23 protein-coding genes are annotated in these 24,763 nt (G+C 58.9%); 4 read left to right on the forward strand and 19 right to left on the reverse strand.

The window, feature by feature from the left end; translation table 11 throughout:
- Positions 1 to 19: 19 nt before the first annotated feature.
- Positions 20 to 1,111: an ABC transporter ATP-binding protein gene (locus tag DSL70_RS18060; RefSeq protein WP_119309361.1), complete on the reverse strand. Its 1,092-nt coding sequence runs from the start codon at positions 1,109 to 1,111 to the stop codon at positions 20 to 22.
- Positions 1,112 to 1,431: 320 nt separating this feature from the next.
- On the opposite strand from DSL70_RS18060, the gene DSL70_RS18065 reads away from it, so the two are divergent.
- Complete coding sequence (locus DSL70_RS18065) at positions 1,432 to 2,139, forward strand: GntR family transcriptional regulator (RefSeq protein ID WP_119309362.1); 708 nt, start codon at positions 1,432 to 1,434, stop codon at positions 2,137 to 2,139.
- Between the two features lie 4 nt (positions 2,140 to 2,143).
- Here DSL70_RS18065 and DSL70_RS18070 read toward each other — a convergent pair whose 3' ends face one another.
- The 16 genes from DSL70_RS18070 to DSL70_RS18140 form a co-directional block, all read right to left on the reverse strand.
- Positions 2,144 to 3,436 (reverse strand): hypothetical protein, encoded by a 1,293-nt coding sequence (locus DSL70_RS18070; protein WP_162916891.1) that lies wholly within the window; start codon positions 3,434 to 3,436, stop codon positions 2,144 to 2,146.
- Between the two features lie 40 nt (positions 3,437 to 3,476).
- A complete protein-coding gene (locus DSL70_RS18075) occupies positions 3,477 to 4,478 on the reverse strand; it encodes a zinc-dependent alcohol dehydrogenase (RefSeq protein WP_119309363.1) in 1,002 nt (333 codons plus the stop codon).
- A gap of 15 nt (positions 4,479 to 4,493) precedes the next feature.
- A complete protein-coding gene (gene hisD, locus DSL70_RS18080) occupies positions 4,494 to 5,819 on the reverse strand; it encodes a histidinol dehydrogenase (RefSeq protein WP_119309364.1) in 1,326 nt (441 codons plus the stop codon).
- Between the two features lie 46 nt (positions 5,820 to 5,865).
- On the reverse strand, positions 5,866 to 6,663 hold the full coding sequence (locus DSL70_RS18085; RefSeq protein ID WP_119309365.1) for an ABC transporter permease: 798 nt from the start codon (positions 6,661 to 6,663) through the stop codon (positions 5,866 to 5,868).
- Positions 6,660 to 7,616, reverse strand: coding sequence for an ABC transporter permease (locus tag DSL70_RS18090; RefSeq protein WP_119309366.1), 957 nt, complete (start codon positions 7,614 to 7,616; stop codon positions 6,660 to 6,662). Before DSL70_RS18090 ends, DSL70_RS18085 begins: the two co-directional genes overlap by 4 nt.
- A 111-nt stretch (positions 7,617 to 7,727) precedes the next feature.
- Positions 7,728 to 8,834, reverse strand: coding sequence for an ABC transporter substrate-binding protein (locus DSL70_RS18095; RefSeq protein WP_119309367.1), 1,107 nt, complete (start codon positions 8,832 to 8,834; stop codon positions 7,728 to 7,730).
- A 52-nt stretch (positions 8,835 to 8,886) separates the two neighbouring features.
- On the reverse strand, positions 8,887 to 10,008 hold the full coding sequence (locus DSL70_RS18100; protein WP_119309368.1) for an ABC transporter ATP-binding protein: 1,122 nt from the start codon (positions 10,006 to 10,008) through the stop codon (positions 8,887 to 8,889).
- 118 nt (positions 10,009 to 10,126) lie between these two features.
- Positions 10,127 to 10,897 (reverse strand): SDR family NAD(P)-dependent oxidoreductase, encoded by a 771-nt coding sequence (locus DSL70_RS18105; protein ID WP_119309369.1) that lies wholly within the window; start codon positions 10,895 to 10,897, stop codon positions 10,127 to 10,129.
- 922 nt (positions 10,898 to 11,819) lie between these two features.
- Positions 11,820 to 13,802, reverse strand: a complete 1,983-nt coding sequence (locus tag DSL70_RS18110) for a tetratricopeptide repeat-containing sulfotransferase family protein (protein ID WP_162916887.1) — start codon at positions 13,800 to 13,802, stop codon at positions 11,820 to 11,822.
- A gap of 165 nt (positions 13,803 to 13,967) precedes the next feature.
- Positions 13,968 to 14,678, reverse strand: a complete 711-nt coding sequence (locus DSL70_RS18115) for an SDR family oxidoreductase (protein ID WP_245418268.1) — start codon at positions 14,676 to 14,678, stop codon at positions 13,968 to 13,970.
- A 317-nt stretch (positions 14,679 to 14,995) separates the two neighbouring features.
- Positions 14,996 to 15,130, reverse strand: a complete 135-nt coding sequence (locus DSL70_RS22770; protein ID WP_280955359.1) for a hypothetical protein — start codon at positions 15,128 to 15,130, stop codon at positions 14,996 to 14,998.
- A 219-nt stretch (positions 15,131 to 15,349) separates the two neighbouring features.
- The gene (locus tag DSL70_RS18120; RefSeq protein WP_119309372.1) at positions 15,350 to 15,841 is read right to left on the reverse strand and encodes a copper chaperone PCu(A)C domain-containing protein; all 492 of its coding nucleotides are present in this window, start codon (positions 15,839 to 15,841) and stop codon (positions 15,350 to 15,352) included.
- A 17-nt stretch (positions 15,842 to 15,858) separates the two neighbouring features.
- Positions 15,859 to 17,142, reverse strand: coding sequence for an ABC transporter permease (locus tag DSL70_RS18125; protein ID WP_205563328.1), 1,284 nt, complete (start codon positions 17,140 to 17,142; stop codon positions 15,859 to 15,861).
- 26 nt (positions 17,143 to 17,168) lie between these two features.
- Positions 17,169 to 17,855: an ABC transporter ATP-binding protein gene (locus DSL70_RS18130; protein ID WP_119309374.1), complete on the reverse strand. Its 687-nt coding sequence runs from the start codon at positions 17,853 to 17,855 to the stop codon at positions 17,169 to 17,171.
- Positions 17,856 to 17,858: 3 nt separating this feature from the next.
- Positions 17,859 to 18,278: a hypothetical protein gene (locus DSL70_RS18135; protein WP_119309375.1), complete on the reverse strand. Its 420-nt coding sequence runs from the start codon at positions 18,276 to 18,278 to the stop codon at positions 17,859 to 17,861.
- Between the two features lie 119 nt (positions 18,279 to 18,397).
- The gene (locus tag DSL70_RS18140) at positions 18,398 to 19,897 is read right to left on the reverse strand and encodes an alkaline phosphatase (protein ID WP_119309376.1); all 1,500 of its coding nucleotides are present in this window, start codon (positions 19,895 to 19,897) and stop codon (positions 18,398 to 18,400) included.
- A 386-nt stretch (positions 19,898 to 20,283) separates the two neighbouring features.
- Between DSL70_RS18140 and DSL70_RS18145 the strand changes: the two genes are divergently transcribed.
- Positions 20,284 to 21,462: an aminotransferase class V-fold PLP-dependent enzyme gene (locus DSL70_RS18145; RefSeq protein ID WP_119309377.1), complete on the forward strand. Its 1,179-nt coding sequence runs from the start codon at positions 20,284 to 20,286 to the stop codon at positions 21,460 to 21,462.
- Between the two features lie 94 nt (positions 21,463 to 21,556).
- Here the strand turns inward: DSL70_RS18145 and DSL70_RS18150 are convergent, their stop codons facing one another.
- Entirely contained in the window at positions 21,557 to 22,597 is a 1,041-nt protein-coding gene (locus DSL70_RS18150; protein WP_119309378.1) for a zinc-dependent alcohol dehydrogenase family protein, read from the reverse strand.
- A gap of 143 nt (positions 22,598 to 22,740) precedes the next feature.
- Between DSL70_RS18150 and DSL70_RS18155 the strand changes: the two genes are divergently transcribed.
- Positions 22,741 to 23,211: an Lrp/AsnC family transcriptional regulator gene (locus tag DSL70_RS18155; protein ID WP_119309379.1), complete on the forward strand. Its 471-nt coding sequence runs from the start codon at positions 22,741 to 22,743 to the stop codon at positions 23,209 to 23,211.
- Between the two features lie 305 nt (positions 23,212 to 23,516).
- Here DSL70_RS18155 and DSL70_RS18165 read toward each other — a convergent pair whose 3' ends face one another.
- Complete coding sequence (locus DSL70_RS18165; protein WP_119309381.1) at positions 23,517 to 24,023, reverse strand: Lcl C-terminal domain-containing protein; 507 nt, start codon at positions 24,021 to 24,023, stop codon at positions 23,517 to 23,519.
- Positions 24,024 to 24,378: 355 nt separating this feature from the next.
- On the opposite strand from DSL70_RS18165, the gene DSL70_RS18175 reads away from it, so the two are divergent.
- Positions 24,379 to 24,763, forward strand: a 385-nt coding sequence (locus DSL70_RS18175) for a cache domain-containing protein (protein ID WP_205563329.1), incomplete at its 3' end; no start/stop codon positions are given.

Consider the following 24,763-nt stretch of genomic DNA (forward strand, 5'->3'; position numbering starts at 1 on the left):
ATCCCTGTGAGGTGCTTGTTTATGATGCATTGACTTCGCCGAGGACGACTGTGTCAGTTTCCGCCCACGAAAGATGAACCGCATCACCGGTCCTGACCGGCTTTGCGAAATAGTCTGCGTCCCTGAGGACGATGGTGAAGGTCTCGATTCCGGCGCCCTGCACCGAAAGCTTGACCGTTGCGCCAAGGTCTTCGACATTGGTCACAAAGCCGGAAAAACCGAAGCCGGGGGTTGCTTCGTCAGCCAGCCGCACATGATCGGTACGGATGGCGATGGAGGCGGTTTCCACCGCTGCCGCCTTATCTCCAATCCCTATGAAATGGCTGCCGCCCGCCGTTTCCAGCGTGATGCGTTCGCCTTCGCGGGCGGAGATACGACCGGAGATCACGTTGTGATTGCCCATGAAGCGGGCGACGAAAGGTGTCGCCGGCTTCTCGAAAATCTGACGTGGGGAGGCGGCCTGTTCGATCCGGCCATCATTCATCACCACGATCAGATCGGCCAGCGCCATGGCCTCTTCCTGAGAGTGGGTAACATGGACAAAGGTCATGCCGAGGGATGCCTGCAGGCTTTTCAGCTCAGCACGCATCTGGATCTTGAGGAAGGGATCGAGCGCCGAGAGCGGCTCGTCCAGCAACAGCGCCTGCGGCTTGGTGATCAGTGCGCGTGCCAGGGCGACTCGTTGCTGCTGGCCACCGGAAAGCTGCTCGGGCCGCCGATCCGCATAGGCTTCCAGCTGCATGCGCGAGAGCATTTCCAATGCCTCGGCGCGACGTTTGGCCTTGTCCACACCCTTCATCTTGAGGCTGAAGGCAACATTGTCGACCAGATCGAGATGAGGGAACAGGGCATAGGACTGAAACATCATGGCCGTTCCGCGTTTGGCCGGAGGCAGATCATTGACCACCTTGTTGGCAAACACGATGTCGCCATCGCTGATGGCCTCGTGCCCGGCAATCATGCGCAGGGTGGTCGACTTGCCACAGCCGGAAGGACCGAGCAGGCAGGAATAGGTTCCGGCGGCAATCTTGAGGCTGATCCGGTCAACCGCAACGGTGGAGCCGTACTGTTTGGTCACAGACGCAAGTTCGATTTCAGCTGCGTTGCTCATGGCCACTCCCTTTTGTGAACTCCCATAAGAGGTAGCAATTGCCGTGCCAAAATCAGGAAAAAAGTTAACAGAATGAAATCATTCCATTTTTCGATCCGATGAGGAATTTGGCCAAAATCGTAATTTTGCGTATGCTTAAATTTCGCGCAAGTGAATGCACAAAAATAATGCGATTGAATTCTATTTAAACTGAGATCGTATACAATATTATTACCAATTTGCGTTCCATCTTAAATCGCCCTATAACAACCATAGAGCACTCTATTGCATGGAGCGCGGATTAGCGGCATAAACGAGAAAACGCAGAACAGAATGTGGCTATGAAAAACCTCAAGACTTCCAACCTGCATGCGGATCAGGAGGACCGGGCCAAGGTCATTCGCGATTCCTTACGCGACGCGATCGTTGATCGTCGGCTGTCCCCGGGCGCCAAACTGTCCGAGGCAGAAGTCGGTGCGCTTTATGATGTCAGCCGCACCGTGGCGCGCTCTGCCTTGCAGATGTTGACTTTCGAAGGGCTGGTGACGAGCGAGCGCAACAAGGGGGCTTTTGTATCCAATCCCTCGCCGGAGGAAGCCCGCCAGATCTTCACCTCCCGCCGCCTCATCGAAACCGGCATCATTCAGTCGGCAGCCGAGCGGATGACATCAGAGGATTTCGCTGCGTTCCGGCAGCAGCTCGAAAAGGAAACCCTGCTGAAGGCGAACCGCGGTGCGCAGGCGCGTCGTGAGGAGATCAAGGCGTCCGGCGATTTTCACCTGATGCTGGCCGATGTGGCTGGCAACCTGATCCTGCGGAAATTCATGGACGAACTGATTGCCCGTTCGTCTCTGGTGATCGCCCTCTATGGCCGCAGCGGCACCTCCAGCTGTGGCAATGACGATCATTCCGACATTCTGGACGCGTTGGAAGCCGGGGACATCCTGCGCGCCACCGAGCTCACCCTGCACCATATCGATCACATCGAGGCCGACCTTGATCTGCGGTCCACAGACTCTCTTTCCCTCAAAGAGGCCTTGCTGCGCTAACCCGCTAGCGCCTCTGCCAGGAGGGCTCGCCGTCGGGCCGGATGCTGTCAAAGAAGTCCGAGATCAGATCAGATCCTTCAAGTGGTCGCGATGCTGCACTGAGGGCGACCGCCAGACCGATGGCTGACGACACCGGATTGTGCAGATCGGCCCCCTCACCGGCGTTGAGATTCATCACCAGCGTTGGCGACAGAAACAGGCCGATGCGCACCACATCTTCCCAGTCATCGGGCAACATGCCCTTGCTCTTGAGATGCCGGAGCCATGGCTTCCAGAAATGCTCGGCCTTGGCCTTCAGCAGTGCCTTTCTAAGGCTTGAGGGCTGCCAGTCCGTGTCGATAATGAGCTTGCCATCTTCATACCGGACGGAGGCGGCATAGCGCTCCGACACGATGGAGGCACTGTAGAGCCAGAGCGGATGGGCAAAGACATTGTGAAAGGTCGGCTTGACTTCGGCCAGCAGCGAAGGCACGTCGCTGCCCGCAAAGGCCGGATCGAAGAAACAGAGGCGGTCCTTGTCGCTGCCCCTTTCATACCAGACATTGGCATTGTGCGCGTCACCATGGGCCACCACGCCACCGGCATCGGCCAACGCTTCGGGCTGATAGCGCTGATGGGCCAGCACGAAAATCTCCTCAAGGGAGCGCTGATAGGCAAGCCCATTGATAACCGGTCGGGCATGGGCAATCTCTTCCCACGTCAGGGTCAGCCCACCGGGCAGCAGAAAGCGCTTGCCGACATAGAAGCGCTTGTAGCGCCCGCCGGGGAAGGCACCAGTTTCAGGATCAATCAGCCGTTCATGAAACAGACGATGGATGGGCTCTGCCCGCGATTGGGCAGGCGTGATCGGGTGCAGGCTGTTGATGGCCACTGCGAGCAGATGGTCGTTGAGGTCCGCTTCGGCTTCAACCGCCCGCGCTACTGCGACCGGGTCATCGGCAAAATCCAGCTCATAGAGCAGGTCCGAGAAGCGCGGATCCGAGCGGCGGGCATAGACCAGCACCTGCTCACCGGGCAGGGTCGACATATGCACCGGTTGATCCACCGGCAGCCCGGCGTGGGCCAGAATGTCAGCGCGGTAATATTCGCCGCGCATCGCCTCTTCTCCCTCTTCCTGATGGAACTTGAAGAAATAGTCCTTCCCCTCGGAGGAGAAGAAGCCGTTGAGGGAATTGAGGGAATATTTGTCGAGGTTGATCCTGAGGGCCTCGATGGGCAGGGAGAACAGCTCGTTGAGCAGCGTCGTGAGCTGGCCCTCTGCCGCCTTGATGTCATCAAGCGCCAGAGCACGGATCATGGCTGTGCGGGAAGCGGAAGAAGAGGCGGTCATGGTCAAGTCATTGCTCCTGACAGCGGATAAGGGTCTTGAGGCCAGAGACCTCACCGGCCAGATTGCGTTCATAGGCGGCAGGCACCTCATCAAGCGACACGATGGCCGCGATGGCCTGATCGAGCACCGGCATCAAGGCGGGCAGCATGGCGGCGATGCTACTGAGCTCGCTGTCGCCAAAGCAATGGACGCCGACCAGCGCGATTTCCTTTTCCACCAGCGTCACCGGGTTGACCGACAGATCGCCATGGCCGATGCCGACCATCGCCAGCGCACCGCCGGGGGCGAGTTTGCCAACGAGGCTGGCGATCACCTGGGGAGCACCGGTGGCATCGACACCATAGCGCGGCGGCTCGCTGCCCCAGTCGCCATCCAGTGCCAGAATGCGAGCCCCTGTCATGGCAGCCACGCCTTCGGTGCGGGCGCTGTTGCGGTCCACCACAATCAGCGGATGGCCCTTCTGGGCGGCCAACAAAGCCACAAGGCCTCCGATCGGGCCACAGCCGGTGACCACGATCTCGGCCCCGTCCGGTGCCCTCAGCTTGTTGAGCACATGCAACGCCACTGCCAGCGGCTCAGCCAGTGCCAGATGCTCGTCCGGTACGCCATCGGGCGCCTTGAGCACGTTGCGGGCCGGGATAGTGACCGCTTCGGCGAAGCCGCCATCAATCACCTCGCCGAGAAAGCCGAGGTTTTCGCAGACCTGCCCAAGGCCATCGCGGCAATTGCGACAGGTGCCGCAGATGTGGCGGCTATCGACAATCACCCTGTCACCAACGGCAACATGGCTGACGCCTGCGCCAATGGCGGTGATGGTGCCGGCAAATTCGTGCCCGGCCACCGACGGGGCACGAGTGATCCACTCCCCGGTGCGGAAATTATGCAGGTCAGAGCCACAGATGCCTGCAAAGCTGACCTTGAGGGTCACTTCGCCAGCGTTTGGCGAAGCGGGAAGCGCAATATCCTCTACCCGCAAATCCTTGACGCCATAGAGTCGTACCGACTTCATCGCTTCGCCCTTTCTCTAGTCTTCCAGATATTGCTTGCGCAGCTCGCTCACCGCATTGGCATGCGACGAGAAGCCCTCGTAGTCAGCCAGAATCTTGGCGTTCTTGGCAAGGTCGGGATAGCCCTTCGGCGTGACATAGCCGATGGAGCTGCGGCGCATGAAATCCTGTACCGACAGCGGCCCCCACGTCTTGGCCCCGGCCGAGGTCGGCAACACGGCGTTCGGCCCAAGGGCGAAGTTGGCAATAGAGACCGGTGTATGGGTGCCAAGCAGGATTTCGGCGGCATTGGTGATGGAGCCGAGATATTCGAAGGCCTTGGTGGAGAGGATCTCCAGATGCTCGGGCGCATATTCGTTGACGAAGGCGCAGGCGTCATCCATGTCGCGGGCGACCACGATGCCGCCGGACTTGCCGGTGAGCACGGTGCGGGAGAATTCGACGCGCTGTTCGGTCATGTTGGCCCAGTGACCCGGAAGGGCTTCAAGCGCCTCTTTGGCCACCCGCTCGGAGGAGGTCACCAGCCAGGCGGAACTGTCTGGCCCGTGTTCGGCCTCGATCAGCAGATCCATGGCGGCCAAGCCACCGCTGACGGTGTCATCGGCAAGGATCATCACTTCGGATGGCCCGGCAGGCAAGCCCGGATCGATCACGCCGGAAAGCAGGCGCTTGGCGGCAACCACCCACGGGCTGCCTGGACCGACAATTTTCTGGGCCCGTTTGACGGTTTCGGTGCCGAAGGCCGCTGCGGCGACGGCCTGAGCGCCACCGACCTTATAGACGGTGCTGACACCGGCGAGACGGGCGGCAACCAGCGTTGCGGCATCGACCTTGCCGTCCGGTCCCGGAGGGGTGAAGATGGCCAGGTTCGGCACCTTGGCAACGACAGCAGGGCCGGTGGTCATCATGGTGACAGAGGGGAATGAGCCCTTGCCGCGCGGCACATAGAGGGCGACGGATTCGATCGGCGTGAAGCGGTCACCGGCAAAGGCGCCGGGGATCACTTCCTTCAGCCACATCGGCTCGGGAGCCTGTTCTTCATGGAAGGTGCGGATGTTGGCAATGCCGAAGCGGATCGCCTCGATCACCTCTTCCTCAACCAGCGTGAAAGCTTCCTCGAACTCTTCCTCGGAGGCCTTGAGATTGTCGAGCGTCAGGCCCTTGGCCTTGTCGAGCTCGGTGCCAAAGCGCACCAGAGCGGCATCGCCCTCGGTCTTCACGGCCTCGATGATCGGGCCGACCTTCTCGATGAAGAAGGACAGGTCCGTTTCAGAGCGCTTTACCAGATCAGCGCGCTCTTCTGGCGACAGATCGGCCAGAACCTTGTAGGTCACGTCAGTCATTCGACTTTCCTTTCATGAGCAGTGAAGCGCCTCACCGCCCCTCTGATCATTTTGATTTGAGAAAGATTTCCAGCCCCACCAACCGGTCAAGCAGCCAGACCGCGATGAGCGCGATCACCACGAAGACCACCGAAATGGCCGCCAGATCCGGCGTGATGATGGAGCGGATGTTGTTGTAGATCTGCACCGGTAGCGTCACTGTGCGCGCGTCGGTCAGCAGCAGGGACACCAGAAACTCGGTCATCGCCAGCACGAACATCAACAGTCCGCCGGTGATAACGCCGGGCATGACGGCTGGCAGGGTCACGTACCAGAAGGTCTCCATGCGCCCTGCCCCGCAGTTCTCCGCAGCCAGTTCCAGATCGCGGTCAAGCGCCGCCGCCGACGAGGACACCGACCAGATGACGAAAGGCAGGTTGATGACGGCGCAGGCAACACCGACCGGCCAGACATTGCCCAGAATGCCCCATTCACCAAATACCAGCATCATGCCGATGCCCGACCCGATCAGCGGTACGGTGAAGGGCAGCAGCAGATAGATATTGATGAGATTGACGAACTTCAGTCGGTAGCGCGTCAGTGCAATCCCGGCGACCGTGCCGACGGGCAAAGAGACAATGACACAGACCGTGGAAACAATGAGCGAGCGCCAGAGCGCCAGTCGCAGCTCGCGCGCCATGGCGATCTTCTCATACCATTTGAGCGAGAAGCCATCGGGCGGAAAGGCGATGATGTTGCCCGAGGTGACCGAGGCACCAAGCACGATGATGGTCGGCATCGACAGGGTGATGATGCTGATGCCAACGAGCGTCCAGAAAATGAGCTTCTGCGATGAACTGGTCATTTCTTCGCCCCCATGCCAAGAGTGCCAGCCCCGAAGATCATGAAGACCAGCCCGACAATCAGCGAACCGATGGCCACCAGAACCAGTGCCAGTGCCGAACCCAGCCCCTGATTGGCCGTTCGGAAGAACTGGTCATAGATGGCATTGGCGATAAAATCCTGCGAGCCGCCCCCCAGCATGGCAGGCATGGCAAAGTCGGTGAGCGAAAGGGTGGCGACCACCAACCCTGCGCCGATGAGGCCCGGCTTGGCCATGGGCAACACCACATACCACAGGGACTGCAGCCAGTTGGCCCCGAGCGAACCGGCGGCGGTTTCGATCTCCTGCGGAATGGCCGTCAGGGCCGGTGCCAGCAGCAGCACGGCAAAGGGCAGCATATATTGCACGAGGCCGAAGATGACGGCGGGATAATTGAACAGCAGGCGGATTGGTTCCACCCCCACCAGCCCCAGAACCTCGTTGACGGCACCGGAATTGCCAAGAATGATCAGCCAGCCATAGGCGCGCACCACCTGGCCGATGAAGAAAGGCAGAAACAGGATGACCAGCAGCCCCTTGCGCACAAGGGCGCTCGACGTCCGCACCAGAATATAGGCATAGGGAAAGGCGAGCAGCAGCGTGAAGACGACGGTCAGCGCAGCACCGAGCAGGGAGCGCCAGAGAATGCGCAGATAGGTGGCGCTTTCAACAATCGTCAGATAGTTCTCGCCGGTATAGTTTTCCGAGGGCAGATAGGTCGAGGTGTCGAGCGTATGCAATGAGCTTTCGGCGATCTGGACAAGGCCGAGCACCAGAATGCCAACCAGCAGCAAGGCCGGTGCCAGCAGCAGCCAGCCGGTATGACGGCTCAACGACCGGGGCCAGATGAGGCTGGCACCTTCCTCAAGACTGTCCATGACCCGCCAGCGCAGGGGATAGCGGAACCGGGTACGGTCGACCGTGGGATTGTTCATCGGCGCGCTTCTTCCTTCGACTTGCCAGCCTGCCCGGGACCCGGGCTGACGTCCGGGCCGGATGTTTGCAGGCGATTGCCGAGGCTGCACCGGAGCGCAGCCTCCGGGCTGTTAGCCCTGCATGATTTCCTTGAACTTGGCGAACCATACGCTTTCGTTCTCGACCTGAACCTTGTTGGAGATGCGGATCAGATGCTCGAAATCTTCCGGTTTGACCGGATAGGACGGATCACCGACGAGGTCGGCAGGAGGCGTCAGGCCCGGCACGACGCCCGGCAGGCCAAGGCCATTACACCAGATCTGCTGGGCATCCTTGGTGATGGCGAAGTTGATATACTGCTTGGCCCAATAGAGCTCGTTTTCCGGCAGCCCCTTGGGAACCCACAGACCGTCGGTATCGAACTTGCAGCCTTCTTCCGGCACGGTCCAGGCAATGTTCACGCCGTTTTTCTTGGCAGCGAGCGCGTTGGTGGAAATGGTGCAGGCCAGATCAATCTCGTTGTTCTGGAACCAGTTGGTGAAGTCCGGGTCTTCGCCGAGCAACGGTTCCTGAGCCTTGACCTCCTGAATGAATTTCCAGCAGGCATCCATGTTGCCCGGAATGTCTTCGAGCTTGCCGCCACCGGCTACCTGTGCCGGGAAGTGGAAGCCGATGCCGTCGTTATAGAGGGCGATGCGCCCCTTGAACTTGGGATCGAGCAGCGCCTTCCACGAGGTCGGAGCGCCATCAGGGAAGGCTTCCGGGCGGTAGGCCAGCACATAGACATAGCCATAGGTGTTGACGATCGGATAGCCATCGAGGCCAACCGGCTTTGCCAGATCCAGCGTGTTCTTGAGGTTGGAGAGATCGGACAGATCCTCGGTGACGCCACGCAGCGCAGACTTCGTTGCGTTGGTGGTGGTGTCCCAGTTCACATGGATCGGCGGCACACGCTTCTGGGCAACGGCAGCCCAGAGTTTTGGCTGGATCTCATTGTCTTCAGTCAGGTCGTGACGCACGGCAATGCCGGTCATCTTGGTGAACGGATCGGAGACACCGGCCTTCAGAGCGTCCACCCATTCGCCACCCCAGGCGCGAACGATGATCTCGGCTGGCTTGGCCGGCTCGGCAGCCAACAGCCTTGTTCCCGGCAACGTGCTCAGAAGAGCCGCGCCACCCCCTGCGACACCGGCGCGCAACACCGAGCGCCGTGATAGTCCATTCTTGAAATTCGCCATGTTCCCTTCTCCTATGGAAATGATAAATGGGTGCCCCTGTTTCTTGCTATTGTCAGGCGTCGTGATTGAAAATCTTCATATCCTTGCCGTGCCAGCCGATCCTGACCGGCGAGCCGATTTCGAAAATGTCGAAGCTATGCGGATCGTGGTGGTAGATCTGGAACTTGATGTCGGGCGCGCGTTCGCAGCCAACGACATAGATCAGCCGCTCACCCTCGAAGATCACATCCTCAACCTTCCCGTCCATCTCGATCTCGCACCCGGCCAATGCTTCGGGCCCGGCACCGATGCGCAACTGTTCGGCACGCACGGCCCCACGGGCCGGAGCTCCGAGGGTTGCCTCTGGCGTGGCCGAACCCGGCAACAGCAAATCACCGACCTTCAGGCCATCTGCCGTCAGAGTGCCGTCAATGAAGGTAGAGACACCGATGAAGCTGGCGACAAACAGATTGTTGGGAGCACGGTAGAGGCCAACCGGCCTGTCGTGCTGCTGGATCAGGCCCTGATCCATGACGATGATGTCGTCCGAGACCACCAAGGCCTCGCGCTGGTCATGGGTGACGTTGATGGTGGTCACCCCCAGCTCCTTCTGGATCCGGCGGAATTCAAGCTGCATTTCCTCGCGCAATTTGCGATCAAGGGCAGCCAGAGGCTCGTCAAGCAGCAGCAGCTCAGGCTCGAACACCAGAGCGCGGGCGATGGCAACACGTTGCTGCTGGCCGCCGGACAATTCGTGCGGACGCCGCTCGGCATAGCCATCAAGCTTCACCAGATTGAGGAACTTCTCGACCTTGCCGGAAATCTCTGCCGGATTGGTGCGGCGCATCTTGAGCGGGAAGGCAACATTCTCGGCAGCCGTCATGTGGGGGAACAGAGCGAGCTTCTGGAACACCATGCCGATGGAGCGACGGTTGGGCGGGTCGGCATCAACCGGTTTTCCGGCAATGGTTATGGTGCCTTGCGTCGGCTTCTGGAACCCGGCAATCATGCGCAGCAGTGTCGTCTTGCCGGAACCGGAAGGGCCAAGAATGGTCAGGAAGGACCCGGTCTCGACATCGAATGACGCATCTTTCACCGCCGGACTGCCCGACCCGAAATCCATGGTCACACCACGGACGCTGACCGCTACGGAGCGTTCAGCCCGGGAAGCGCTATCCAGCTGCAAATCACTCATAAACATACCTTTTTCCTGATCGCAATCCTTGGTTGCCCCCTCATTATGTGGCGACCTATGCCCAATATGTATATATGTTTTTCGAGCCTTTCGAAATTGCCGCACGGCTTCGGAATGCTCAAATTGCGGCCAAATAGCCGCCATCAATGCCCAAAATTTGTCCTGTGATGTATTTTGAGGCATCCGAGGCCAAAAAGACAACCGAACCGATCAAATCATCAAGCTCACCGAAGCGTCCCAGAGGGATCTTCGACTGCATCGCTTCGACCCATTCTTCATTCTCGTAGAAGACTTCCGTCATGTCGGTGCGGAAATAACCCGGCGCAATGGCATTGACCCGGATCCCCTCACCCGCCCATTCGGTTGCAAGCGCGCGCGTCAGACCCGCGATGCCCGATTTGGAGGAGCCATAGGGCACCGCCGTCGGCACACCAACGAAGGTGGTCAGCGAGGCCAGATTGATGATCGCGCCCCCCTTTGCCATGGTCTTTGCCACGGCCTGGGAGGTAAAGAAGGCGCCCTTGAGGTTGGTATCGATGATCTTGTCCCAGAGCGCTTCCTCAATGTCCTTGGCAGGACAGACATCCTCGACACCGGCGTTGTTGACCAGAATGTCGACCGGGCCGATGGCGCCGATGGTCTCGCGGATCTGCTCCACATCCCGCTGGTCGCAGGCGATGCACTGGACAGAGCGCCCCGTGGCCGCAATCCTGTCCGCCGTTTCCTTGAGGCTTGCCTGCTGCCGTGCGGTGATCACCAGATCCGCTCCAGCCTCTGCCAACCCGACGGCAAGCGCCTGACCGATACCGCGGCTGGCGCCGGTGACAAGGGCCTTCCGCCCGGCGAGCGAAAAGCGTCCAAAGAACGGTGGGGTGGCAGCATCAGTCATCGGCGTCTCCTTCAATCGGGCCTGAACAAACCCGATCGACCTTGCAAAATTCGGCAGGATGCCGCGATGAGAAACGATCTCCCGAAGGGCTTCTCATGGCATCGGAGGCTTCATACTAAGGACGGAGTTTCGGACTCTCAAGCGTCTCCATGCCGGTTCTGGCATGAGTCGTTCCATTGAAAAGCCACAGATCGCGGGGCGAACCAAGCGTGTTGCGTCGCTTGTCCGGCAGAGAGTCACAATGCCGTTCATTATGATCAGACATACGTTTTAATAGAGCGGACATAACGGGCCAATGCACAGACATAACCTGTCAATAGGAACCGAAAGAACACGGTAATGGTGGCGTGTCTCTTACGCCTGCTGTTGCAGTGATTCCCGATATTAGATGTGGAAGGATGGGCGCGAAGGACGGGATGCACCTCCGAACAGGCGTCTCATGAAGCCTATCGGCAGCTTTCCATCGAATGGGCAGCCCTCTGTGACGCGCATGACTCCGGGAGGACATGGGGATGCCCTGCCCTGTCCGGGGGCTGAGGCAGCCGCCGGATTGCAGACAAAAAAATAGCCGAACAAAAGTTCGGCTATTAAGTATAGACTGCGCAAAGGCGCAGTGCAATCACCTTCCAGAGGGGAACAGCTGATGGCACTTGTCATCGCAGGAATAAAGCCTGCACTGAAAAACTGCCTTCAACTTAAGCACATGATGCATAATTTTTAATCAAACTTCAACGCACAAAAGTGAATAGCAGGTGCCCACGCAGAGATATCTACAACGCAGTCCAATTTCCCCTCGAGTTCACAATTCGAGAGCATCGGCATTGGGACATTTGTATGTGTCAGAAGGTCTGTTTGCCCCCTTTTCATGACGCAGAGAGGCCCTTGCGCCCCTCTTGAGCGCATGCAAGAACCGCCGATATGGTCAACTGCGGGATGAGTCGTCGGATTCTGAACAATATTGTCCGAGCGGTTCAAAGGCTCCTGCAAGAAAGGGCTCGAACTTTCGCCACTGGCCGGAGCTGCCCTTGTAGACACCCTTGCGGACCTGTTGCTGGGATGCTGTGCGGGCAATACGGCTGTTGTCCTGAGGCGACAGCATGGCGACCTCCCAGTCCAGCCCGACATGGGCGGCCAGCTTTCTGGTCTCCGTTTCCTGATCCCGGACCAGCCGCTCGTAATCAAGGCGATAGATCCTGTCCGCATACTGCCCGAACCAGAAATCCATCAGCTCCCGGTAAAGGGCATAATAGGCAACAATATCTTCAAGATCGTAGCAATAGCCCAGATCGTTGGTGACGAAATTCTGCTTGTAGTTGGACCAGCAAGTAGCGAACGGATCCCGCTCCACGTGGATGACGCGGGCTTCGGGAAAGATCCTTGCAATGAGGTTGATGTAACGGAAATTCTGCGGCAGCTTGTCGGTGATGAACGCGCCGCCGCCGGCCCGGTCACGCAGGGTCGATTTGTACATTGCCCGGAAGTCGCGGATGGTCTGGCAGGAAAGGAGGCTCTGTTCGCGAGTGATGGCTGTGCCAAGCTGGCTCATCAGTTCCACTTCGCCTGCCGCCTTGATACTCGAGTGCGCGGACAGGATCTGCTCGACAAGCGTCGTGCCCGAGCGCGGCATGCCGACGATGAAGATGGGAACAGGCTCACCGGCAGGGCTTCTGTCTGAGGCAGGCACCTCGGCCGGGTTTGCCTCCAGCAACGCGTGATATTTGTAGATATTGGCAAACAGCTCCCTGTCCTGCGCAGCGTCATAACCGAGCAACCTTGAGCGCAGGGCATTGGCCTGCTTGAGATGGCGGAAGGATTTGTCCAACGCCCCGACATCCTCATAGGCCTTGGCGAGAGCGAATGACAGGCGGCTGCGGAGACTGTCCGAGAGAGCCTTGCCCGTCAACAGGGTTTCCATCGCGGCGATTTGCGGGTCGCCCTCCGTGAAACGCTTGATCGCGGCCAGTTGGCAATGGGTGCCAACATCTCCCGGATCAAGCCGGAGCGCCTCGGTGAAGCTGTCGTGGGCAGCCGCCAGATCACCGGCATCCTCAAGGGCAGCACCCAGATAATAGTGCACCCGGGCAGACGCAGGGTTGATTGCGAGAGCGGCACGGAAACACGCGATGGCCTTGTCATGGCGATTGAGTCGGGCAAAGGCGGTTCCCTCGATATTGAGAAGAACAATCGAATTTGGGAAGCTTTGACGCAGCGTCGCTGCGGCCTGCTGAGCCTCGCCGAACTGACCGTTTTCAATGAGCATCGTCAATGCGGTGAGGCGTTCTGCGGGTGGATCAACCTTCCCGGCCGCATTGGCGTTGGCGTTGACCGTAACGCCAAGTTGGGCCAGCCCGTCCAGCGCCCGCTTGTTCTTCGGATAGATGGCAAGGATACCTGAGTAGATGTTGATGGCCTCTTGCCGGGCGCCGCTTTTGGCTTTCTTGCTGGCCAGTTTCAATTGTCTGTTCAGCTGCGCATTGTTGAGGGCGCGCGCCTCACCCGGCTTCCCCGTAGTCTCACCCTCCTCCTTCTCCTTGCCCGGCTCCCTGCCCGTATCGGGCAGGCGCGCCTCGAAGAAGGCGAACTGGTTGGCGGCGATGCCAAACCGACCGGCGGTGTCAATGGCCCTGCGGGCTTCGTCGGTCATGTCGAGCTGCAACAGGGTATCGACGTAGCTCAACCAGTGGCGGGCGTTTTGCGGATTGGCCTTGAGGGCTACGCCAAAGAACGGCAGCGCCTCAGCCGGCTTTGCCACGGCAATTGCCAGTGATCCCATGCAATGATTGGCTTCGGGGTGGTCAGGGTGGGCTTTCAGCGCCTGAGACAGAAGCCGTTCAGCCTCCTGCAGCTTTCCGTTCTGCTGCGCCAGCCTTGCCGCAGCAAGGGCTTCGTCAATGGTAAGCGTCATACCCGGCACCATCTGTGTCAATCGGGCAGAATCGTGCCCACTCCTGAAGATCAGCCCCAGTGTGCAAAAGTCCCATGGCGATGGCAAATCCTTTTGCCCCGCCGTGGGATTATCGGATCAGCAGGCTTTGACGGACTGGTAGCCGCTTCGTCGCCCGATGGTCGCCTAGCTGCGGACAGGAGCCAGCACGATTTCATGCACGGCAACGGTTTTTGGCATGTTGGCGACATAGAGCGCTGTCTGGGCCATGTCTTCGGGCTGGATCATGGTTGCCAGCATGCTCTTGTCGAGATAAGGCCGTTTGGCCAGCAGCGGCGTTGCCACTTCGGCGGGACACAGCGCCGTCGAGCGGATACCGTTCTTGCCTTCCTCATCATTGAGGCTGGCGGAGATATCGGAGAGCGCGTGCTTGGATGCTCCATAGGCCACTCCGCCGATCGAATAATGGTGTCGGCCAGCCCAGCTCGATGTCTGGATCATCACGCCGTTCTTCTGGGCGCGCATGATCGGCAAACAGGCGGCGATGACGTTGAGCGCTCCGGTGATATTGACTTCCAACACCCGGTCCCAACTCGGCCAATCGAGGTCCGCCCAGCTGCGCTTGGTGACATTCATGCCAGCGTTGTTGCACAGGACATGCAATCCGTTGCCCCAGTCGGCAATGGTTCGGGCAGCCTCGACCATGCCTTCACGATCGGTGATATCGCCGGGCAGGACGAGATACTCCGCGCCTTCAGGCAGAGAAGCGGCGACTTCCTCCAGAGCGTCACGACTGCGGGCCGTCAGGGCGACCCGGTCGCCTGCATTTGCAAATCCCCGTGCCATGGCGGCACCAATTCCGGACCCGGCGCCGGTAACCCAAACTGTTCTAGACATAGCTTCCTGCTCGATCTTTTCAAAAGGCATGATGGTCGCGAGACGAATGTCCGCGTCCTCTCACTCTACAACAGTGGAGGCGCTTGGCAATTGCAGCGGTCAACTTTTTGTTGTGGTGTGGATCGTCAAGGCGGAAGCGATGTCGCGCCGGTGAGGCATTCGCAATGCCTCACAAACAGGACACAAAAAAAGCGAGCCTGAGCCCGCTTGTTTTTGAGGAGTTTGATTTGAGACGGTTTATCTCCACCCGTCTTTCAATCTTCTCTCTCGACCAGACAGTATTTCACCTGTCTAACGTCCGAGAAGCCTCGCGGCAATTAGCCACGAGGATCGACGGTCAGGTCTACGGAAGCTTCAAGACCATGAGCGGACATGTATTCGTTTACATAACGCTGAGCCTGTTCTTCACGAGCAGAGATAACTTTTTCAAAAGCGCGGTTAAAGAAGTTCATAATTCAATTCCTTTATTCTGTCTGTTTGTTTTTTTCTTCTTGTGTAATGGACTATGCGCCGATCGCACTGACTTAGAAAGATACAAGAATACAGGATTGTCATGCGTTAAATGCATAGCTCGATTTTTGGGCGCCTCAAAAATGCATTTCCGCACTTTCAGGCATCACCGGTGCGAGCCAAAAAGAAAGACGGCAGGCAGCGCTTTTCCTGCCAAGGGGCTAATGACTGTGCCCGGCGTGACTGTGGTGGGTGGCATTCGCGCCCTCGATCTCGACATGGAGATCCAGATCGCCAAGACTCGTGTGCAGTCTGGCCTTGAGCTCATCACCTTCTTTGAGCTGAGTGGACAATCCGCCCAGCAGCAGGGCAAGACCATGGGGTTCCAGATGGAGCGCGTGACCGGGCTTGATGGGAACACCGGGGATATCCTGCCAGACCTCCCGGCCGTTCTTGAGAGCAAAGCCCACGAGCCTTGCCGACGCTGCCATGGTGCTCTCCCCGCCGGAGATCGTGACAGGGGCAGCACTGCCGTTTTCCAGCTCCATGAAGATCAAGGCGGAGTTAGAGCCGGTGGCGCGTGCCCAGGCATGAACCGCCCGGAAGCCAGCAAGCTCGGAAACATGGTCATCATGATCATGGTCGTGTTGCTCCTGCGCTACGGCAGCAAAGGCAGTCAACAGGGCAAAGACAACAACAAGAATTCTCATCATCGGAGTTTCCTCTCAACTCAGGCTCTGAGGCCGGGCACAACAGGTTGGCGCAGCACGATGGCCGCTGGCAACAAGGATAGCAGCAGGGTGATGGAGACGAAGCCCGCCAGCAGGTGAAGCTCGCTCATGCCCAGAGGTGCGGTGACGAAAATGTCGGTGCGGGCGGTCACGACCTTTGACAGCACTGCAGCAGACCCGAAGCCAACCAGCAGGCCAAGGGCCGAGCCCGCAACAAGCAACGTCGCGCCGAATGACCAGACGACCGAGAAGACAAAACGGGCCGGAGCCCCAAGGGCGCGCAACAACGCGATCTGGCGATGGAACAGGCGCGAGATGATGAACAGCCCCAACAGAACCGCTGCGGCCACCAATACCTGCGTCACCACAGCCATGATCGACATGACCTGCCTGACATCGCCGAGCACCTGATAGAGCTGAGCCAGCACAGCGCCGGGGAAGAAGGCCATGGTTTCGCGGTCGCGAGTGAATTCTGAGCGCAAGGCATAGTTGGCCCAGAGCGCTTCAGAGCGGACGACGACGGCTGGCGTGCCGGGAAAGGTTTGCGGATCAAACGGTGGCCCGATCTGGTCGCGATGCTGCGGATCATGGCCCGTGCCGAGCCCGTGCACCGTCCAGACCATTTCGACCGGAACCAGGATAGCTCGATCCCAAGGGGTGCCCGTCGGAGCGAGACGCCCGACAACCACCAGATCGGCGCCCTCGTGAGCCTCCTCTTCTGCGCTGTCGCCGTGGCCATGAGCCGGTGTGAAGCTGTCCCCGACCGCGAGTGGAACCAACGCCCCGGCAAGGGCTTCATTGGCGCTCTGCCACATGCGGCCCTCGATGTGATCGTCGGCGAGATAGCGGGCAAATTGCGCCGTGGTGCCGATGACCGACGCTGTGCCATAGCTGTCGCCAAAGGCCAGCGGGGCGGCAATCGAGACATTCTCGTGATTGGCAATCGCGTTGTAGGTCTCGCCATCCAGCAGCGGCATGTCGGAGGGTTTGAGGAAAACGCTGGCCATCATGACGGTCATTTCGCTGCCGGGGGCAGAGACCACCAGATCGAATTTGTCGGCGGCGTGCGCCGTGCCCCGCCGGAGCCCCCTCTCCTGCGCCAGAAGGCCGATACCCATGCCGACTGAAATCGCGATCAGCAGCACGAACAGGGTGGAGGATCCCCTGAAGCGCCAGAGAATGGCACGGACCAGCGGCCAAGGCGCATAACCATGGAGCACGAAGACGCCAACGACAAAAGATGGCGAAAGCAGCAGCAGCGTGAACAGGATATCTTGTGTCAACGCGGGCAGATTTTCCCAGAGGGCGATCATCGGGCGGCCTTTCGGTCTGCGACAATGGCACCGTCCCGGATGGTCAGGACGCGGTCCATGCGCGAAATCAGGGTCTGGTCATGGCTGACGGCGATCAGCGTGGTACCGCTACTGCGCGTCAGATTGACAAGATCCTCGATCAGCCGATCGGCTGCGGCCCGGTCAAGGCTGGCGGTTGGCTCATCTGCAAGCAGAACCGGCGCTTCGGCGGCCATGGCCCGGGCGATGGCGACGCGCTGGCGTTCGCCGCCGGAAAGGCTGACGACGTTGCGGTCTCGTGTTTCTCCGCCCAGCCCCAGAAAATCGAGCCTTTCGGCAGCCTTGGCCCGGAGGGTTGCCCGCTCGCGGCGAGGCCGGAAAAGCGCGGTCAGGGCGGCGTTTTCTCCTGCATCCAGCTCTTCGAACAACAGAAAGTCCTGAAAGATCATGCCGATCCGATTGGCGCGGAAACGGGCCCGCTCACCGGCGTTGAGCGCAAGAAGGTCTTGATCGCCCCAGCGGATGCTGCCCTTGGCCTCCTGCAACCCGGCCAGCGCATAGAGAAGCGTCGATTTGCCTGCGCCGGATGCCCCTTCGATGCCGACGAGGGAGCCGGCAGGCATGTCCAGATCAGGCACCGACAGCAACAGACGGCCGCGTTTGCTGGAAACGGAAAGGCCGGAAATTGTCAGAGGAAGGCCCATCGGTCACTCGTAGCTTGCGTTCATCAGTCGGACGAGGCTGACGAAGCCGGTTTCAGGATCCTCATAGGCTCCCAGTTCCAGAACGCCGGAGGTCACAATCTTCACATTGTAGGGCACCACATCGACGATGCGCTTGGTGTAGACGGCGAGAATGTCGTTCGGCCACTCCGCTTCGCTTTCGCAGAAGGGGCAAACCGACATCGGCCTGCGGGTGAGCACGAAGAAATTGCTCTCGGCCTTGAGCGGCGGAGCCATATAGCCATCCACGGCAATCCGTTTACCGACACTGGCCTTCGCCAGATCGGAAATGGCCTTGCGGTCATAGAGATAACGCAGCTTGATCGGCCCCTCGGCGGAAAGGGCCGGTCGCGCCAGCATGGGGGCTGCGAGGGATGCGGTCAGAAAGGTGCGGCGCGTCAACAAGGGGCTTCTCCATCAGTATCAGTCAAGCCGGTCAATGGACCGGGAAATTCCAGTGCCGCAAAAAGCGGAACAAGGGGCCATGGCGATGCATGGCCCCTTGTAGTCTCTCAGGGTCTGGCCTACTTGCCGGAATGGGCAGCGTAGTTCATGACGTGGAAGATGACATTCTGTTCGATGGTGCCATCGACCAGATGAGCCCAGGGGCCCTTGGCATAGACGGCAACGTCTTCACCGGAATGGGTTTCCGATTCCATCGGGATCAGCGCCTGCTGGAGATAGTCCAGATCCATGGCTTCTTCCTGGGTGACTTCCGGACGGGAACCGGAGTAGTCGTTTGCGCCCTCACCCTTCTTCAGGATCGAGCCGGAGCCGTTGGCATAGGAAATGACAGAGTATGGCTTGCCATCGGCGGCCAGCGCCAGCTTGTCGGAGTGCATTTCGCCGGTCTTGGCAACATCGTAGCAAAGGCCCTGAATCGGGGTGCCGCGGCCGCAGTAGCCGTTGAAGCTAATAGCGTGCTCGTGGTCGGCGGTGACGATGATCAGGGTGTCCTTGTCGTCGGTCATTTCATCGGCCAGAGCAACAGCTTCGGTCCAGATCATGCCGTCCTTGGCGGTACGGGCGAAGTTGCCAGCGTGGTTGGCGTGGTCAACGCGGCCAGCCTCGATTTCAAGATAGTAGCCTTCTTCATTCTGGCTGAGGAATTCGATGGCCTTCTTGGTCATGTCAACCAGAGACGGTTCGGTGTCCGGACGGTCAGCCTCATAGGAGGTGTGGCTGTCGGTCCACATGCCCAAGATCGGCTTGGACATGTCGAGGGCGTCGAATTCGCTTCTGTTGGAGGCATACTGGATGCCAGCGGACTTGACGTCGGCGAGCAGGTCAACGCCGTCCTTGCGGTGGCCCTTGCCGCCGTTCGGGGTAGCGGTGCCCTTTGGCACGAAGTAACGCGAACCGCCACCAAGCGCGATGTCGATGAAGCCGGACTTCAGGCCATCCACCAGCTGAGCTGCGATGTCTTTCTGGGCGGTGCAGCCTTCTGGCAGCTCGTCTTCCCAGTTGCGGTTTGCGGTCTTGGAGAAGACGGCAGCGGGCGTTGCGTGCGTCAGGCGGGCGGTGGTGACGATACCGACCGACTTGCCCTCGGCTGCGACGATTTCGCCGAAGGTGGTCAGTTCGTTGCCAGCAACGGTCGAGCAATCATTGTGAATGCCGGTGCCGCCGATGTTGATCATGTTGAAGCGCTGCTTGACGCCGGTGTTCATTGAGCCAGCGGTCGGAGCGGAATCCGGGGTCTGGGCGTTGATGTTATAGGTCTTGACGATACCGTTATAAAAACCGTTGGTCTCATAAGGCAGGACATGCTCTTCACCGAGCTTGCCGAGTTGCTGCCCCACGTAAAGGCGGGTGGCATAGTTGGTGCCGATGCCGTTGCCATCGGCGATCATGAGGATCACGTTCTTGGCGCGTCCAGTGTTTTTCTCACGCGCGATGAGTTCCTGAATGGTGGTTTCACCCGCAGTGAACCAGTTGCTCTTTGCCTGCAAATCAGGCAGCCCCTGGGCGGTCGCCGCAGTCGATGCAGTCAGGGCCATAGCAAAAATGAATGTCGGTCTCATGGAAATTTCCTGTTCAATTATCCGATTCTCGGCGACGAAGCCGTTAGCACGAGACCGCTTTTACGGATGCAATGTAACAGTTCTTTGTAGGTTGCCCGTATTTCTTGCATCACCCCCGAGAAATAATCACCGGGTGCAGCACAGATGCGTGCGCAACCGCTTGCAAAGTGTTGGACCGGGATGGGGGATGCTCGAGATTGCAGCTACGGGCCTGCCAAGAAGGGAAGTGCGGTGGGTGCGACGCACTTTCCTCTTGAATAGGCGCAATCAGGAATTGTTGTCGCGCCGCTTTCGGCATAGGCTTGAGGGTATTGCAATGCCCCTTCCCATTATCCAGACACACAGCCCGCCTCGTCTGGACAGCCGACCTGAAAGCCAGAACCACCATGGCCGATTTACTTTTCCCGGGTAGCCCGACCTTCATCCCCTCCATGCGCGAGGAATTCCAGATTCCCAGAGATGTTGTCTGGATGAATTGCGCCCAGATGTCACCGATGCACCGGAGCGTTGCTGCGGCCGGACAGGAAGCTGTCATGCGCAAAGCCCGCCCGTGGGAAGCCGCCCCGATCCATTTCGTGCCGGAAATCGAAGCGGTTCGCGCCGAGTTTGCCAAGCTGTTCAACGCAACCGCCGACGCGATCGCCATCATTCCGGCCTGCTCCTACGGCATTGCGACCGCCGCCAACAACATCGTACTTGGCCCATCCAGCAAGGTGGTGGTCGTCGAGGAGCAGTTTCCCTCCAACCGTCTGGTCTGGGAGCGGCGATGCAGAGAGAGCGGGGCGTCGCTGGTGGTTGCCCCACGGATTGCATCGGGGCCAGAAAAGGGCGCGATCACGGCTCCGCTGCTGGAGGCGATTGACAGCGCAACGGCGGTTGTCTCGATCGGTGGTGTCCATTGGACGGATGGCACGCCCATCGACCTGATGGCGATTGCAAAGCGCGTCAGGGACGTCGGGGCAGCGCTTGTGCTGGACCTCACGCAAAGCCTCGGGGCCGTGCCATTCGACGTTGCAGCCATCGATCCCGATTATGCCGTTGCACCCAGCTACAAATGGCTGCTCGGCCCCTACAGCCTTGGTGGGCTTTATGTCGCTCCACGCAATTGGGATGGCGTCCCACTTGAGGAAAGCCATATGGACAGGAAAGATCCTGCCGTATCCTTCAGTGGTGGAACGCCGCCATTTGCCGATGGCGCTCGGCGCTTTGACATGGGCGAGAAGGTGAATTTCCAGCTGATGCCGATGTTGCTGGCTTCCCTGCGACTGGTCAACGGTCTGAGGGTGGATCGCATCGAGGCAACGATTGGCCAGAAAACAGCCTTTCTTGCGGGCGCTCTTGCCGAGCGGGGATTTGAGGTGCCGCCGGATCATTTGCGCAGCCGACATTACTTCGGCGCCCTTCCACCGGTCAACGCGCCACAGGATCTCAATGACCGCCTTGCGGCGCAGCAGATCTATCTCAGCATGCGCAATGGCAAACTGCGGCTGGCCCCTCACTTGTGGACGGACGAGGAAGACATGGCGCGCCTGCTAGAGGCCCTTGATACCTGCCTTGCCGGCTAGACATCGGCACCATCACAAGGCTGACCGACATCCGGCCATGGAGTAACGCACTTTGGGCGGATGTCGATGCCATTTGTTAGGCGAACGCAAGTCGTCAGAAGCGCGTGATGACCGTTGCGCCGACCGACTGGAAGCTGTCCATGTTCATCAGGGCCGCCGGGGCCTCGGCAAGGCTGATCCGGTCGCCGACCAGACGGGCCGGGTTTAGTTTGCCAGACTGCACCATATCCAGCATGGCACCGTAGCGATGGGCCTGCATGCCGTGGGAGCCGAGAATCTCCAACTCGTGCCCGATCACCTTGGCCATCGGAATGCTGGGGGTGGCATGGTCCGCCAGCATCAGGCCAATCTGCACATGCCGACCGCGGCGTCTCAGGTTCTGGATGGAGTTGAAGCAGGTGACGGGATTGCCCAGCGCATCAAGAGAGACATGCGCGCCTCCCTTGCTGATCTCCATGACGGCTTCGGCCACATTGGCAACGGTAGCGCCATTGACGGTGGCGACAGCGCCGAGCTCTTTTGCCAAGGCCAGTTTTCTGTCATCGATGTCGATGGCGATGACATTGGCACCGATAGCGTTGGCAATCATCACCGCAGATAGCCCAACTCCGCCGCAGCCATGCACGGCAACCCACTCGCCAGCCGAAACCCTGCCCTGATCGACCACGCCACGGAAAGAGGTGGCAAACCGGCAGCCAAGGCTGGCGGCGGTGGCAAAATCCATGGTTTCGGGCAAGGCCACGACATTGATATCAGCCTGATGGATGGGCACATATTCGGCAAACGAGCCCCAATGGGTGAAGCCGGGTTGTTGCTGATGCGCACAGACCTGCTGGTGACCGGCGTGACATTCCGGGCAGGAGCCGCAACCGCAGACAAACGGCACAGTGACCCGGTCGCCGACCTTCCAGTTGCGCACGTCCTTGCCGACAGCCTCGATGATGCCCGCCAGCTCATGCCCCGGCACATGGGGCAGTTCGATGTCGGGATCATGCCCCATCCAGCCATGCCAGTCGCTGCGACAGACCCCGGTTGCCTCGACCTTGATGACCACGCCATGCGGCTCCGGCGTCGGGTCTGGCAAGGTGACCAATTTGGGGGCTTCCTCGAATTTTTCAAACAGAATGGCTTTCATGGGATCGGACCTCCGATGGAACAGGCTTTTGTGGCTACTCTACGCATTTTGAGTGAAAGGACCTTGCCATTCTTGCACTAGTAATGGAATTCTAGGCAATAACCCCCTACCATTTTCCCCATTCCGAGAGGAACCTGCCCCAAATGGACATTGACAAGGTGAATGCCGAGATACTCGAACTGTTGCAGACCGACGGGCGCATGTCCAACGCCAAGCTGGCCGAGCATCTGTCCATGAGTGAAACGCCCTGCTGGCGGCGACTGAAGAAGCTTGAAGAAACCGGGGTTATCGAAGGCTATCAGGCCAATCTCAACCGCCGCAAGGTGGGGCTTGGTGTGATGGCCTTTGTCCAGTTGCGCTGCTCGGAGCACAGCCAGACCACCACCGAGGAGTTCCAGCGCATCATCGATGATTGTCCGAACATCCTCTCCTGCCACAACACCACCGGAGACGACGATTTCCTGCTGGTTACGGTCGCCAGAGACCTCGACGATTACAGTGCTTTTGTCGACAGGGTTTTGCGCAAGCTCCCTGGCGTCACAAGCATCCGCTCCAACCTGTCGCTCAAGGAGATGAAATCCTCCAACCGCCTGCCGATTACGGTCAAGCCTTGACAATAGAAGTGGCCGCTTTGGCCAGGGGAGTCATCGAGAACACACCAGAATCCCAAGAATCCCAAGCATCCCAAGAATTCAAGAGGGCAGTTGCTGGAGGATGGGTCTGAGCCAGCCATCCCCGCCCGGGTTGCGGATGCTGGCACAGATCGCGACAGAAGCAAGAAGATCATTCTGCAGGACTTGGTGGCATTCCCATTGGTCGTCCGGCGAGGCCTCAAGAGCGCGCAAAGCCGATCAGTGTTCTCAGTTCGCCGCGCACTGGCGCAATAACGGGTAGTGAGATGCGACGGGTTCTTCTCGAACTATTTCGAGCGCAGACTTCCTTTCACAAGCAACACCGACAGTCTGAACCCCGAGCTATGCATGTCCACGTAGCCATGAGTGAAGTCAAAAAAATATCTCATGCCGGGAATTGCTTCTGTTGATGTCCAGAACTTGGCCCCCTCACCAAAGTCGGAAGCAGCAAGGTTGGGAAAGGCAACCATGTCGATGTTGGGGCCATCACAGGTGTCGATGAGAAGGGTTTCCAACTCTTGCCCTGTCGGAACACGCCAACCATTCCCCTCATTCCTGGCGTAGTCAACAGCCTCTTCGAGACTAAAGCCCTGAGGCTCTCCGACACACGTTTTCTCCGCGTCGCTCCATCGCATGCCAATTGCGCATCTTTTCCAGATCAGGCCCTGTTCCCGGCTCAGAGCCAAATCACCCTGCAAGACGTAGCCGGAACCATTTCCGTTGTTGCAAGTGGCGTTGGCACTGAAAGGAAGAAGAAGGGCCGATAAAATGGCAGACACCTCTATGAAACGCATGCTGGTCTTCTTTCGTGGTCGGACAGTCAGTGAAGGGTGGGGACGCGAGGTGGGGTTGAATAGACCTGCTTTGAGGCAGAATTCTGATTTGGACAGGTCAGAATTACCTTTCCCTGTATTCCTCAAGAAAGCTTGTCCTACAGTCTTTGGGGAACTCGATTTCAGTCAAGATTCCGTTCTGTTTCGACAGTTTTTGCATGCGGGATGAAATCCAGTTTGGGTACAACCAAAATGGAAACACCTGGGTAACCAATGTGTTGTAACTATGGGGGTGTCGCTTTGGCTGATTGTTTTATTGTTTCATATGGCTGAAAGCTTGCATTTAGCAGTGAAGGCCATGAGTTGGAGTCCCCCCGTGAACAAATTATTCCACTCCCTATCAGGTAAATTGTATGGGCTGGTTGCCTTCTTTACCCTCGCTTTCCTTGTGCTTCTCGCCTATCAGATTGAGGTACTCAGCGGACATCTTCTGGATTCCAAACGCACGGAGACAAAAGGGGCAGTTGAGGCCGCCTACAACATTGCCGATTTTTACCACAAGAAAGCTCTGAACGGAGAGATTTCAGATGAGGCCGCTCAGGAGTTGGCCAAGGATGCGGTTCGTGGCATTCGTTATCAGGGCAAGGAATATGTGTTTGTCTATGATTTCAACTACTACAACGTGGCGCATCCCGTGCAGCCCGAGAAAGAGGGAAAAGACCTCTCCTCGACGGTGGATAGCACCGGCAAATACTACGTCA

It is taken from the genome of Cohaesibacter haloalkalitolerans, from assembly GCF_003574655.1.
Taxonomy (GTDB): domain Bacteria; phylum Pseudomonadota; class Alphaproteobacteria; order Rhizobiales; family Cohaesibacteraceae; genus Cohaesibacter; species Cohaesibacter haloalkalitolerans.